This is a genomic window from Kitasatospora sp. NPDC059327, assembly GCF_042752535.1.
Classification (GTDB): Bacteria; Actinomycetota; Actinomycetes; order Streptomycetales; family Streptomycetaceae; genus Kitasatospora.
Window position 1 is genome coordinate 1 of the sequence record NZ_JBHYYB010000113.1, and the last position, 15,225, is coordinate 15,225.

Annotated in this window: 1 protein-coding gene; it reads left to right on the top strand. The window is 78.3% G+C overall.

All coding sequences use genetic code 11. The features are described from left to right. Nucleotides 1-21 precede the first annotated feature (21 nt). Nucleotides 22-15,183: an SDR family NAD(P)-dependent oxidoreductase gene (locus ACFXHB_RS38295; protein ID WP_380580623.1), complete on the top strand. Its 15,162-nt coding sequence runs from the start codon at nt 22-24 to the stop codon at nt 15,181-15,183. The last annotated feature ends 42 nt before the right edge of the window (nt 15,184-15,225 follow it).

Genomic DNA, 15,225 nt, shown 5'->3' on the forward strand with positions numbered 1-15,225 from the left:
GTGGAGGTGGGGCCGGACGCGGTGGTGACGGCGATGGTGGCGGAGTGCACGGCGGGTGGTGGGGTGGCGGCGATCCCCACCCAACGCCGCGACCGCGGCGGTGAGGCCACCCTGTTGGCCGCCCTGGCCAGGCTGTTCGTGCGCGGCGGCACGGTCGACTGGGCCGCGCGGGCCGGCGTCGACGCCGCCGGGGCGCGCCGGCGGGTCGGCGACCTGCCGACGTACGCGTTCGAGCGGCAGCGGTTCTGGCTGGACGCCGGCACCGGTGCGGGCGATCCGGCCGGGCTCGGCCAGGGCGCCGTCGACCACCCGCTGCTGGGCGCGGTCGTCGGCCTCGCCGACGGCCAGGGCGCGCTCCTCACCGGGCGCCTGGCGCTCGACAGTCACCCGTGGATCGCGGATCACGCGGTGCTCGACACCGTCCTCGTGCCCGGGACGGCCTTCCTCGAACTCGCCCTGCACGCGGGCGAGCGGCTCGGCTGCCCGCGCGTCGACGAACTGACGCTGGTGGCCCCGCTGGCCCTGCGGCCGACCGGGGGCGTGCAGATCCAGCTCGCCGTCGGCGCGCCCGACGAGGCCGGTGTCCGCACGATCGGGGTACACGCCCGCCCCGAGCCGACCGACCAGCCGGCACCCGGTCGCTCCGGGGCGGACGGTCCGGACGCCCCGTGGACGCTGCACGCGACCGGGACACTGGCCCCCGCACCGGAGGTCCAGGACGTCCGGGACCAGCCGGAGCGGGCCGCGCTCGCCGACCTGGCGGCCTGGCCGCCGCCCGGCGCGACGCCGGTCGAGGTCGACACGCTGTACCTGGACGCGGCCGAGGCAGGGGTGTCCTACGGACCGTCGTTCCACGGGGTCCGGGCGGCCTGGCGGCGCGGAGCCGAGCTCTTCGCCGAGATCGCCCTGCCGGAGGAGGCCGGCGCGGCCGGCGGCCGCTTCGGCCTGCACCCGGCGCTGTTCGACGCGGCGCTGCACCCGCTGGGTCTGATCGCGGCCGACGGCGCGCCGGCCGAGGACGCCGGGGCGGGCGTGCGGCTGCCGTTCTCCTGGCGCGGCGTCCACCTGCACACCGCCGGGGCCCGGGAGCTGCGGGTCCGGCTGCTGCCCCTGGGCGGCGACGCGATCGCCGTCACGGCCGTCGACGGGGCCGGACTGCCGGTGGTCTCGGTCGAGTCGCTGGCGGTGCGCGCGCTGTCGCGCGACCAACTGCCGGCGGTCGCGGCGCCGGTGACCGAGCACCTGTTCGCTCTCGGGTGGTCGCCCGTCGAGGCGGCCGAGCGGGCCGCCGACGAGTCCGGCGAACCGCCCATGGGCTGGGCGGTCGTGGGCGGCGACGAGCGCCGGGACGTGACCGCGTTCGCGGCCCGGTTCGGCGCCGCCCGGCACCCCGACCTCGCCGCGCTGGCGGCGGCGGTGGACGCCGGAGCGCCTGCCCCCGACGCGGTGCTGCTGGCGCCGCGCCCGCCGGCCGGCTCCACCGACCCGGTGGCGGTGCACGGCGCCGTGTACGAGGTGCTCGCCGTCGTTCAGGAGTGGCTCGCGGACGAGCGGTTCGCCCGGGCGCGGCTGCTCGTCGCGACCTGCGGCGCGGTCGTGGCGGAGAGCGGCACGGGCACGGCCCCCGACGACACGCCTCCGGACGGCACGGCGCCGGAGGACACGCCTTCCGACGACGCACCTCCCCACGACACGCCTCCGGACGGCACGGCCGAGGCGCCCGACCTGGCCGCGGCCGCGGTCTGGGGGCTGCTCCGGGCCGCGCGCTCGGAACACCCCGACCGCGTCGCGCTGGTGGACCTCGACGCCGACGACCCGGGCGCGGCGGACGCCCGCCTCGACGCGCTCGCCGCCGCTGCCGCCCTGCCCGAGGCCGCCCTGCGCGGGACCGGTCTGCTGGTGCCCCGGCTGCACCGGGTACCCGCGCTCCCGGCCGCCGCTCCCGCCCCCGAAGCCGGTCCCGCCCCCGAGCCCGCCCCCGCCCCCGAGCCCGAGTCCGAGGCCGACGGCGGCCTCGGACTCGCCGACGGCGGCACCGTCCTGATCACCGGCGGCACCGGCACGCTGGGCGCCCTGGTGGCCCGCCACCTCGTCGCGGCGCACGGTGCCCGGCGGCTGCTCCTGGTGTCCCGCGCCGGCTCCGCGGCCGACGGCGCCGACGCCCTGCGGGCCGATCTGACCGGGGCGGGCGCGCATGTCGACTTCGCCGCCTGCGATGTCGCCGACCGTGCCGGGCTGGCCCTGGTCCTCGGGCGGATCCCGGCGGCGCACCCGCTCACGGCGGTGGTGCACCTGGCGGCGGTGGTCGACGACGGGCTCGTCCCGTCGCTGACGCCGGAGCGGGTCGGCCGGGTCCTGCGGCCCAAGGCCGACGCGGCGTTGCACCTGCACGAGCTGACCGCCGACACCTCGGCGGGAGGCCCCGGCGCCGCCCTCCGGGCGTTCGTGCTCTTCTCCTCGGCCGCCGGTCTGATCGGCAACCCCGGGCAGGCGGGCTACTCCGCCGCCAATGTCGTCCTGGACGCGCTCGCGCAGCGCCGCCGCTCGCTCGGCCTGCCGGCCGTCTCGCTCCAGTGGGGTCTGTGGGAGCGGGAGAGCGCGCTCACCGCCGGGCTCGGCGCCGCCGACCGGCAGCGGATGGCCCGGACCGGGGTCGAACCGCTCTCCACCGCGCTGGGTCTCGCGCTGCTCGACGCGGCGCTGACCCGGCCGGAGTCCGTGCTGACCGCCGTCCGGCTCGACCCGGCGCGGCTGGGCGGCGGCGGTGAGGTGCCGCCCGTGCTGCGGGGCCTGGTGCCCGCGCGCCGCCACTTCGGTGCCGGTGCCGGCTCCGAGCCGGCCCGCGTCCTGCTCCGCCGGCTGTCCGCCGTTCCGGCCGCCGAGCAGGAGCGGGTGCTCGTCGACCTGGTCCGCACCCACGCGGCCGCGGTCCTCGGCCACCGGGGCGGCGCCTCGATCGACCCGGACCGCGCCTTCAGCGAACTGGGGCTCGACTCGCTCGCCGCGCTCGAACTGCGCAACCGCCTCAACGGCGCGGTCGGCCTGCGGCTGCCCGCGACGGTGCTGTTCGACCACTCGTCGGCGAACGCCCTCGGCCGCCACCTGCGCGCCGAACTGCTCGACGCGCCGGCGCGGCCACGGGCCGCCGTCACGGCGCGGGCGAAGGTCTCGGACGAGCCGATCGCGATCGTCGCGGTCAGCTGCCGCTACCCGGGCGGCGTGACGAGCCCGGAGGAGCTGTGGCGGCTGGTGCGCGACCGCACCGACGCCATCTCGGAGTTCCCCGACAACCGGGGCTGGGACATCGAGACCCTGTTCCACCCCGACCCGGAGCACGCCGGGACCTCCTATGTCCGGGAGGGCGGATTCCTGCACGACGCCGACCGCTTCGACCCCGCGTTCTTCGGGATCTCGCCGCGGGAGGCACTGGCGATGGACCCGCAGCAGCGGCTCCTGCTGGAGGCGTCCTGGGAGGCGGCCGAGCGCGCGGGCATCGACCCGAAGTCGCTGCGGGGCAGCCGGACCGGGGTGTTCGCGGGCCTGATGTACGCCGACTACGCGTCCCGGCTGACCACCGCCCCCGAGGGGGTGGACGGCTACCTCGGCAACGGCAGCGCGGGCAGCATCGCCTCGGGCCGGGTCGCCTACACGCTGGGCCTGGAGGGCCCGGCGGTGACGGTCGACACGGCGTGCTCCTCCTCGCTGGTCGCCCTGCACCTCGCGGCCCAGGCACTGCGCCAGGGGGAGTGCGACCTGGCGCTGGCCGGCGGCGTGACCGTGATGTCGAGCCCGGCGACCTTCGTCGAGTTCTCCCGTCAGCGGGGTCTCGCCCCGGACGGCCGCTGCAAGTCGTTCGCGGCCGGGGCGGACGGCACCGCCTGGTCCGAGGGCATCGGCCTGCTCCTGGTCGAGCGGTTGTCGGACGCGCGGCGCAACGGCCACCCGGTGCTCGCCGTGGTCCGGGGCAGCGCGGTCAACCAGGACGGTGCCAGCAACGGCCTGTCCGCCCCCAACGGCCTCGCCCAGGAACGGGTGATCCGCGCCGCGCTCGCGCAGGCCGGGCTCGGCCCGGCCGAGGTGGACGCGGTGGAGGCGCACGGCACCGGGACGTCGCTCGGGGACCCGATCGAGGCGCACGCGCTGCTCGCCACCTACGGCGCCGCGCACACCGAGGCCGAGCCCCTGCGGCTCGGGTCGATCAAGTCCAACATCGGCCACACCCAGGCCGCCGCGGGCGTGGCCGGCGTGATCAAGATGATCATGGCGATGCGGCACGCCGAACTGCCCGCCACGCTGCACGTGGACGCGCCGTCGCCGCACGTCGACTGGTCGGCGGGGGCGGTGTCCCTGCTCACCGAGGCGACGCCCTGGCCGGCCGTCGGCCGCCCGCGCCGGGCCGCGGTGTCCTCGTTCGGCGTCAGCGGCACCAACGCCCACGTCATCCTCGAACAGGGCGACCCCGCCGAGCAGTTCGCTCCCACCGAGCAGCCCGGCCCGGCCGGTTCCGCCGAGCGGCCCGGCCCGGCGGCGGCCCGGCCGGCCGCCGTCGCCTGGCCGGTCTCCGGCGCGACCCCCGCCGCCCTGCGGGCGCAGGCCGGCCGGCTGCGCGCCCACCTGGCTGTGCACCCCGGCGCCCGGCCCGCCGACATCGCCCACGCCCTGGCGACCACCCGGTCCGCGCTGGACCACCGCGCCGTGCTGGTCGCCACCGAGGACGCGGAACTCCTGGCGGGCCTCGACGCGTTGGGCGCCGGATCGGCGCACGGCACGCTGGTCACCGGCGCCCCCGGACAGCCCGGCCGGACGGCGTTCGTGTTCGGCGGCCAGGGGTCGCAGTGGACCGGCATGGGCGCCCGCCTCCTCGACGAGTCCCCGGTCTTCGCCGAGCGCATCCGGGCCTGTGACGCCGCGCTCGCGCCGCACACCGGCTGGTCGCTCGTCGACGTGCTGCGGCAGGCGCCCGGCGCGCCCTCGCTGGAGCGCGTCGACGTCGTGCAGCCCGCCCTGTTCGCCGTGATGGTGTCGGTGGCCGCGATGTGGCGCGCGCTCGGGGTCGAACCGGCCGCCGTGGTGGGCCACTCGCAGGGCGAGATCGCCGCCGCCCACGTGGCCGGCGCGCTCACCCTGGAGGAGGCCGCCCGGATCGTCGCGCTGCGCAGCCGCGCCCTGCTCGCGATCGCGGGCGGCGGCGGCATGATGTCGCTCGGCACCTCGGCCGAGCACGCGGGACGGCTGATCGCCGGACTGCCGGGGCGCCTCGGCGTCGCGGCCGTCAACGGACCGGACGCGGTGGTCGTGTCCGGCGACACCGGGGCGCTCGACGAACTGCGCGCGCGGTGCGAGGCGGACGGCGTCCGGGCCCGCCGGCTCCCGGTGGGCTACGCGGCGCACTCCGCCGCCGTGGAGGCCGTCCGGGACGAACTCCTCGCCGCCATCGGCGAGGTGAGCCCGGCACCGACCCCGTCGGTGGTGTTCTGGTCCACGGTCACCGGCGAACCCCTGGACGGTACCGCGCTCGACGCCGAGTACTGGTACCGGAACCTGCGCGCCACCGTCGAGTTCGAGCGGGCCACCCGCGCGCTGCTGCGCGACGGGTACACGGTGCTGGTGGAGACCAGCCCGCACCCGGTGACGGCCCCGGCGATCGAGCAGACCACCTCGGAGCTCGCGCCGGACGCGCTGGTCGTCGGCTCGCTGCAGCGCGACGCGGACACCCTGCGGCGCTTCCTCGCGGCGGCGGCGAGCCTCTGGGTCCACGGTGTCCCGGTCGACTGGTCCGCCCTGCTCGCGGGCCGGGCGCCGCGCCGCACCGAGCTGCCCACCTACGCCTTCCAGCGCGAGCGCTACTGGCTGGAGGGCGCGCCGGCCGCGGCGAACGCCGAAGGGCTCGGCCTGCGCTCCGCCGACCACCCGCTGCTCGGCGCCGCCGTCACCCCCGCCGAGGGCGACCGGCACATCCTCACCGGCCGGGTCTCGCTGCGCAGCCACCCGTGGCTGGCCGATCACGCCGTCCTCGGGACGGTCCTGCTGCCGGGCACGGCGTTCGTCGAACTCGCCCTCCAGGCCGGTGACCGGGCCGGCTGCGCCGTGGTCGAGGAGCTCGCCCTGGAGGCGCCGCTGACCCTGCGGGACCGGGACGCCGTCCAGCTGCAGGTCCTCCTCGACGGACCGGACGAGCAGGGCCGGCGCGCGCTGACCGTCCACTCCCGCCCGGACACCGCGCCGACCGGTCCGTGGACCAGGCACGCGAGCGGTGTCCTGGCACCCGCGCGGCCGGAGGAGGAGCCCCGCGCCGGAGCGGACGAGGTCTGGCCGCCCGCCGGGGCCGTCCCGCTCGACACCGACGGCCTGTACGAGCGGCTGGCCGGCGCCGGGTACGGGTACGGTCCGCTGTTCCGCGCGGTGCGCGCCGCCTGGCGGTTCGGGGACGAGGTGCTCGCCGAGGTCGCCCTCACGGGGGACGGCCAGGACGCCGGGCGCTTCGCGCTGCACCCCGCCCTGCTCGACGCCGCGCTGCACATCGCCGGCGCGCTCGACGACGGGGCCGGCGGCGAGGCGGCCGGAGTCGGGCTGCCCTTCGCCTGGACGGGTGTGCGCCTGTACGCGGTCGGCGCCCGGGCGCTGCGCGTCCGGCTCGCCCGCACCGGACCGGACGCCGTCTCGCTCACCCTGACCGACCCGGCCGGTTCGCCGGTCGCCGGGGTCGACTCGCTGCTCTCCCGGCCCGTGACGGCCGAGGCGCTCGCCCCGGCCCGCGGCGCGGCGGCCGACGACCTGTTCCACCTGACCTGGCCGGCCCTCACACCGCCGGCCGACGCTCCGCTCGGCAGCTGGGCGGTGGTCGGGCCCGACGACCTCGGCGCCGTCGCCGCCCTGCGGGCCGCCGGCGCGGCCGTCGCCACGCTGCCCGACCTGGCCGCCTTCGACCCCGCCGACCCGCTCCCGGACATCGTCGCGATCACCTGTGCGCACCCGGTGACCGGCGCCGACCACGACCCCGCCGCGGCCGCGCACGCGGCGGCCGGCCGGGTGCTCGACCTGCTGCGGACCTGGCTGGACACCGGACGGTTCGCCACCACCCCGCTGGTCGTGCTGACCCGCGGCGCCGTCCCCGGCCCGCACGGCGAGGCCGTGCCCGACCTCGCCGCCGCGGCCGTCTGGGGCCTGGTCCGCTCGGCGCAGACCGAGCACCCCGGCCGGATCGTGCTGGCCGACCTGGACGACCACCCCGACACCTTCGCCGCCCTGGGCGCGGCACTCGCCGCCGGCGAACCGCAACTCGCCGCCCGCGCGGGCACCTTCGCGGCCCCCCGGCTCGCCCGGACCGGGTCCGCCGGCCGGCTGGCCGCCCCCGCCGGCACCGGGGCCTGGCGCCTCGACCTGCTCGGCACCGGGACGGTCGACGGCCTGACCCTCGCCCCGAGCCCGGACGGGGCCCGGCCGCTCGGCCCCGGCGAGGTCCGGGTCGCGCTGCGCGCCGCCGGCCTCAACTTCCGCGACGTGGTGGTCGCCCTCGGCATGGTCACCGACACCCGGCCGCCCGGCGGCGAAGGCGCCGGCGTGGTGCTCGACGTCGGCTCCGACGTCCACGACCTGGCCCCCGGCGACCGCGTCATGGGCCTGTTCGCGGGCGGCACCGGCCCGCTCGCCGTCGCCGACCGCCGGCTGCTCGCACCGATGCCCGACGGGTGGACGTACCCGCAGGCCGCCTCCGTCCCGGTGGTGTTCCTCACCGCCTACTACGGCCTGGTCGACCTCGCCGGCGTCCGGCCCGGTGAATCGCTGCTCGTGCACGCGGCCACCGGCGGCGTCGGCATGGCGGCGCTGCAACTGGCCCGGCACTGGGGCCTGGACGTCTACGGCACCGCGTCGCCCGGCAAGTGGCCGACGCTGCGCGCCCAGGGCCTCGCCGACCCGCGCATCGCCTCCTCGCGCGACCTCGGCTTCGAGGATCGCTTCCGCGCGGCCCGCGACGGGCGCGGCTTCGACATCGTGCTCAACTCGCTCGCGCACTCCTACGTCGACGCCTCGCTGCGCCTGCTCGGCCCCGGCGGCCGGTTCCTGGAGATGGGCAAGACCGACATCCGCGACCGGGACGAGGTGATCGGCGCCCGACCGGGCACCGACTACCGGGCCTTCGACCTCATGGACGCCGGCCCCGACCGGATCCGGGAGATGCTGGCCGAGCTCGGCGCCCTGTTCGCCGACGGTTCGCTGCGACCCCTGCCCGTCACCAGCTGGGACGTCCGCGACGCCGTCGACGCGTTCCGCCACCTGAGCCAGGCCCGGCACACCGGCAAGATCGTGCTGACCCTGCCGCCGACCGTCACCGGCCCCGCCGTCGACCCGGACGGCACGGTCCTGATCACCGGCGGCACCGGCACCCTCGGCGCCCTGCTCGCCCGCCGGCTCGTCACCGAACACGGCGCCCGCCACCTGCTGCTGACCAGCCGCCGCGGCCCGGACGCCGCGGGTGCGGCCGAGCTGGCCGCCGAACTCGCCGGGCTGGGCGCGGAGGTCCGGATCGCGGCCTGTGACGCCGCCGACCGGTCGGCGCTCGCCGACCTGCTCGCCTCCGTACCGGCCGACCACCCGCTGACCGCCGTCGTCCACGCGGCCGGCGCGATCGACGACGCCGCCCTGCACGCGCTCACCCCGGACCGGCTGGCCCGGGTGCTCCGCCCGAAGGTCGACGCCGCCTGGAACCTGCACGACCTCACCCGCGGCCAGGACCTCGCCGAGTTCGTGCTGTTCTCCTCGATGGCCGGTACCTTCGGCGGCGCCGGTCAGGCCAACTACGCCGCCGCCAACGCCTTCCTCGACGCGCTCGCCCAGCACCGCCGGGCCCGCGGCCTCGCCGCCACCTCGCTGGCCTGGGGCCTCTGGGCCCAGGCCAGCGGGATGACCGGCCACCTCGACCGGGCCGACCTCGACCGGATCGCCCGCACCGGCGTCACCGCCCTGGAGAGCGACCACGCGCTCGCCCTCTACGACGCCGCGCGCGCCGCCGACCGTCCGACGGTGGTGCCCGCCCGGCTGGACCTGGCGGTGCTGCGCGGCACGGGCGACGTCCCCGCGCTGCTGCGCGACCTGGTCCGCCCCGGACCGCGCCGGGCCGCCGCCGGACCGGACCCGGACGCGGCCTCCTTCGCGCAGCGACTCGCCCGGCTCTCCGAGGACCGGCGCCGGCAGACTCTGTCCGCCCTCGTCCGGCAGGAGACCGCGGCCGTCCTCGGCCACGGGACACCCGAGGCGATCGGCCGGACCCGCCCGTTCAAGGCGCTCGGCTTCGACTCGCTGACCGCGGTCGAACTGCGCAACCGGATCGCCGCCGCGACCGGCCTGCGGCTGCCCGTCACGCTGGTCTTCGACCACCCGACCCCCGACGCGCTCGCCGACCACATCGGCGCCGAACTGCTCGGCACCCCGGTGGCCGCCCCGGGCGCCGCCCTCCCGGCGGCGGGCGCCCCCGGAACCGACGACGACCCCGTCGTCATCGTCGGCCTGGGCTGCCGCTACCCGGGCGGCGTGGCCGACGAGCACGACCTGTGGCGGCTGCTCGCCGACGGCGCCGACGCCATCGCGCCGTTCCCGCGCGACCGCGGCTGGAACCTGGACGCCCTCTACGACCCCGACCCGGACCGGGCCGGCAAGTCGTACGTGCGCGAAGGCGGTTTCGTCGACGACGCCGTCCGCTTCGACGCCGAGTTCTTCGGCATCTCGCCGCGCGAGGCGGCCGCGATGGACCCGCAGCAGCGGGTCCTGCTGGAGACGGCGTGGGAGACCTTCGAACACGCCGGCATCGACGCCACCGCGCTGCGCGGCAGCAGCACCGGCGTGTTCGTCGGCGCGATGGCGGCGGACTACCACACCAGTACCTCCGGAGCGCTCGCCGAGGGCCAGGAGGGCTACCTGCTCACCGGCACCGCGACCAGCGTGATCAGCGGCCGGGTCTCGTACGTGCTCGGACTCGAAGGACCGGCGGTGACGGTCGACACCGCCTGCTCCTCCTCGCTGGTCGCCCTGCACCTCGCGGCGAACGCGCTGCGCTCCGGCGAGTGCGACCTCGCGCTCGCCGGCGGTGTCGCGGTGCTCACCTCGCCGCAGGCCTTCGTCGAGTTCAGCCGTCAGCGCGGTCTCTCCGCCGACGGCCGCTGCAAGCCCTTCGCGGCCGCCGCCGACGGTACCGGGTGGGGCGAGGGCGCCGGGCTGGTGCTCGTCGAGCGGTTGTCCGACGCCCGCCGCCGGGGCCACCGGGTGCTCGCGGTCGTCCGCGGCTCGGCGGTCAACCAGGACGGCGCGTCCAACGGGCTCACCGCGCCCAACGGGCCCTCCCAGCAGCGGGTGATCCGGCAGGCGCTGGCGAACGCCCGGCTGACCGCGGCGGACGTCGACGCGGTCGAGGCGCACGGCACCGGCACCCGGCTCGGCGACCCGATCGAGGCGCAGGCGCTGCTCACCACCTACGGGCGGGAACACACCGCGGAGCAGCCGCTCTGGCTCGGGTCGATCAAGTCCAACATCGGTCACACCCAGTCCGCCGCCGGGATCGCCGGCGTGCTCAAGATGGTGCTCGCGATGCGCCACGGGGAGCTGCCGCCGACGCTGCACGTCGACGAGCCGACCCCGCACGTCGACTGGGCGGCGGGGCACGTCGCGCTGGTCACCGAACGCCGGCCGTGGCCCGCGCTGGACCGGCCGCGCCGGGCGGGCGTCTCGTCGTTCGGGGTCAGCGGCACCAACGCGCACATCATCCTCGAACAGGCCCCCGCCGAGGACCGGTCGGACGGCCGGCCGCAGGCGCCCGCGGCCGAGCCCGGTGCCGTGCCGGACACCGCCGCCGCCGAGACCGCCGCCGAGCCCGGTGGCGCCGAGACCGCCCCCGTTCCGGACGTCGCCGCCGAGCCCGAAGGCGCGCCGGTGCGGGGCGTGGCCGGGGTCGTGCCGTGGCCGCTGTCGGCGCGCACCGCCGAGGCGCTGCGCGCCCAGGCCACCCGCCTGCACGCCTGGGCGCAGCGCCACCCGGACGCCGAACCCGCCGACGTCGCCTGGTCGTTGGCCACCGGCCGGGCCGTCTTCGACCACCGCGCGGTGGTCCGCGGGCGCGACGGCGCGGAGCTGCTCGCCGGCCTCGCCGCAGTGGCCGACGGCCCGGCGGCCCCCTCGGGCGCGCTCAGCGCCGGTCCGGGGCCCGTCTTCGTCTTCCCCGGCCAGGGCTCGCAGTGGCTCGGCATGGCGGCCGAACTGCTGGCGACCAGCCCGGTGTTCGCCGAGGCGGTGGCCGAGTGCGCGGCCGTCATCGACCCGCTGGTGCCGGACTGGTCGCTGCTGGACGTGCTGCGCGGCACGGACGAGGCGACGGCCGCGACGCTCGCCCGGGTCGAGGTCCTGCACCCCGTGCTGTTCGCCGTCATGGTGGGGCTCGCCCGGTGGTGGGAGTCCTGCGGGGTGCGCCCGTCCGCCGTGATCGGCCACTCGCAGGGCGAGGCCGCCGCCGCGTACGTGGCGGGCCTGCTGTCGCTGGAGGACGCCGCCCGGGTCGCCGTGATGCGGGTCCGGGCCGTGCAGACGGTCGACGCGTGCCGGGGCGGGCTGCTCGCCGTGGCGGTGACGGCCGAACGCGCCCACGCGCTGATCGCCGAGGCCGGCGCCGAGGGCCTGGTCTCGGTCGGCGCGATCAACAGCCCCACCAACGTGGTGCTCTCCGGGGACACCGAGGCGCTCACCGCGATCATGGCCCGCTGCGAGCGGGAGTCCACCCGGGCCCGGTTCGTGCCGGCGGCGTACGCCTCGCACTCGGCGCAGATGGACGCCGCCCGCGAGGAGATCACCCGGCTGCTGGCCGACCTGCGGCCGCTGCCGGGCCGGGTCCCGATGTACTCGACCGTCACCGGCGGCCTGCTCGACGGGCAGACCCCGCTCGACGCCGCCTACTGGTTCGAGAACATGCGCCGCACCGTCCGGTTCGAGGCCGCGATCGGCGCGGCCGCCGCCGACGGCCACGACGCGTTCGTCGAGTGCAGCCCGCACCCGGGGCTGCTGGTGCCGCTCGGCGACACCCTCGACGACCTCGGCGTCAGCGGCGCCGTCCTGGGGACGCTGCGGCGCGGCGACGGCGGCGCGGACCGGCTGGTCACGGCCCTGTCCGACGCCTTCGGCCGCGGCCTGCCGGTCGACTGGGCCGGCCTGCTCACCCACGACCGGGTCACCCGGGTGGACCTGCCGACCTACGCCTTCCAGCGCCGCCGGCACTGGGTGGACGCGGCCGGCGCGGCGGCCTCCGGCGGCGGCGCCGGCTGGGGTCAGTTCACGGTCGAGCACCCGGTGCTGGGCGCCGGTGTCGACCTGGCCGACGGCTCCGGGACGCTGTTCACCGGACGGCTCTCGACGACCTCGCACCCCTGGCTGACGGACCACCTGGCGCTCGGGTCGGCCGTCGTGCCGGGCACGCTGCTCGTCGACCTGGCCCTGCGGGCCGGCGGCGAGGCCGGCTGCCCGGTGGTCGAGGAGCTGACCGTGCACACCCCGCTGGTGCTGCCCGAGACGGTCGGCGTCCGGGTCCAGGTCACCCTGGCCGGGCCCGACGGCGCGGGGGCGCGCGCGGTCACCGTGCACTCGCGGCCCGAGGACGCGCCGGCCGACGCGTCGTGGACCAGGCACGCCTCCGGGCGGGTCGCGCCCGGTGCCCACCGGCCGGCCGGGCGGCCGGAGCAGTGGCCGCCGGTCGGGGCCACCCCGGTGTCCGTCGCGGACACCTACGAGCGGCTCACCGGCGCGGGCCTGCGGCTCGGCCCCGCCTTCCAGGGCATGCGGGCCGCCTGGCGGCGCGGTGACGAGCTCTTCGCCGAACTCACCCACGGCGGCGACGGCCAGGGCGCCGCACGGCTCGACCTGCACCCGGCCCTGCTGGAGCCGGCCCTGTACGGACTCGCGCCCGAACCGGCGGGGGACCGGCCGCGGCCGGAGAGCGACCTGGTCCGGCTGGCCTCGTCGTGGCGGGGCGTCTCCGTGGTCCCGGGCCCGCTGCCGGTGGCCCGGGTGACGCTGCGCGTCACGGACGCCGACACCCTGGCGGTCGGGCTCGCCGACGAGACCGGGCGGTCGGTCGCGACCGTCGAGGCGCTCGGGCTGCGTCCGTGGTCGGGCCGGGAGCTGCGCGCGGCGGGCGGTGAGCGGCCGGTGCTGACCCGGCTGGAGTGGGTGCCGGGGCAGCCGGCCGCCGGAACGGCGCGGGCGGGCGGCGGCTGGGCCGTGCTGGGCGAGGCCGGTGCGCTGGCCCGCGCGACCGGCGCGGCCGTCCACCCGGACTGGCCGGCCCTGGCCGCCGCGGTGGACGCGGGCGCACCGGTGCCCGACCGGATCGTCCTGGTCGTCGCCGCCGGCCCGGCGGACGGGCAAGCGGCCGGCGAGCACGTCCCGGCCGATGGGCACGTCCCGGCCGATGGGCAGATGCCGGCCGGGACGCACGTCCCGGACACGGTGCGGGCCTCGGCGCGGGCCGTGCTGGCGGTGCTGGGCGCGCACGCGGCGGACGGGCGGTTCGCCGCCGCCCGGCTGGTCGTGCTCACCCGTGGCGCGGTCTTCGCCGAACTGGGCGACCGGGTCACCGACCCCGGCGCGGCGGCCCTGTGGGGGCTGGTGCGCTCGGCCCGGTCGGGCCACCCGGCCGGGATCGTGCTGGCCGACCTCGACGACCACGAGGCGTCCCCGGAGGCCCTCGCCGCCGTCCTGGACGCGGCCGGCACGGCAACGGCGGACCTCGGTACGGCCGACCCCGGGGCGAGCGAGTACGCGGTGCGGGCCGGCCGGATCCTCGTCCCGGTGCTGAGCCGGGTGCCCGCCCTCGACGCCGCCGGCGGCACCACCACCGCCGTCCCGACGGACGGCACGGTCCTGGTGACCGGCGCCGAGAGCCGGCCGGGCGCCGCGACGGCCCGGCACCTGGTGACCGCGCACGGCGTCCGCCGCCTGGTGCTGACGGGCCGGCACGGCTCGGCCGCACCGGGGACGGCGGCCCTGGCCGCCGAACTGTCCGCGCTCGGCGCGGTGGTCGAGGTGGCCGCCTGGGACGGCGCGGACCGGGAGGCACTGGCCCGGGTGCTCGCCGCCGTCCCGGCCCGGCACCCGTTGCGGGCCGTCGTGCATGCGGCCGGTGCCCCCGGGGCAGACACCGACGCGCCCGGGGCCGACCTCCCCGGGGCCGACGGTGCCTGGCACCTGCACGAAGCGACCCGGGGCCTCGACCTCGCGGTGTTCGTCCTGCACGCCTCGGCGGCCGGCCTGGCCGGTGACCGGGACCGGGCCGGGCACGCCGCCGGCGCGGCCTTCCTCGACGCCCTCGCCCAGCACCGGCGGGCCCGGGGCCTGCCGGGCCTCTCGCTCGCCTGGGGTCCGTGGGCCGGCCCGGACGCCGCGACGGACGGCGAGGACCGCGCGGACGAGGCCGGGGGAGCGGGCGAAGGCGCCCGCCACGACGGGCTGCTGGCGCTCACCGAGGAGCAGGGCCTGGCCCTGCTCGACGCGGCGCTGACCCGCCCGGAGGCCGCCCTGGCGCCGCTGCGCGTCGACACCGCGGCCGTGCGGCGCGGTGACCCGGGCGTCGCGCCGCTGCTGGGCGGGCTGGTGGCGGGGGCCCGGCGAGGTCCGGCCGCGGACGCCGCCGAGGCCACCCCGGTGCTCCTCGAACGGCTCCTCGGCCTGCCGGACGACGAGCAGGAGAAGGCGCTCGTCGACCTGGTGCGGTCCTGCGCCGCCTCGATCCTCGGCCACGCCGACCCCGAGGAGATCGACCCCGGGACGGCGTTCAAGGACCTGGGCTTCGACTCGCTCACCGCCCTGGCGGTCCGCAACCGGCTGCGGACCGCGACCGGCCTGCCGCTGCCGGCCACGCTGATCTTCAGCCATCCCAACGCCGCCGCCCTCGGCCGCTACCTGCGCACCCGGCTGCACCAGGAGCACACCGTCTCCTGGGACTCGGTGCTCGGCGAGATCGACCGGATCGGGGCGATGCTCGCGCTGCTCGACGACCAGGACCGGGCCAAGGCGGCCGAGCGGCTCCGGGAGCTGGCCGAGAGTCGCGCGGACGACCGGACGGAGACCGAACTCCCGCCCGCGCAGGAGACGTTCGGCTCGGCCACCGACGAGGAGATGTTCGACTTCATCGACCAGGGCGGTGACCGGTGACCGCCCGCTGACCGGCCGACCGCCGACCTTCCGCCGACCGAC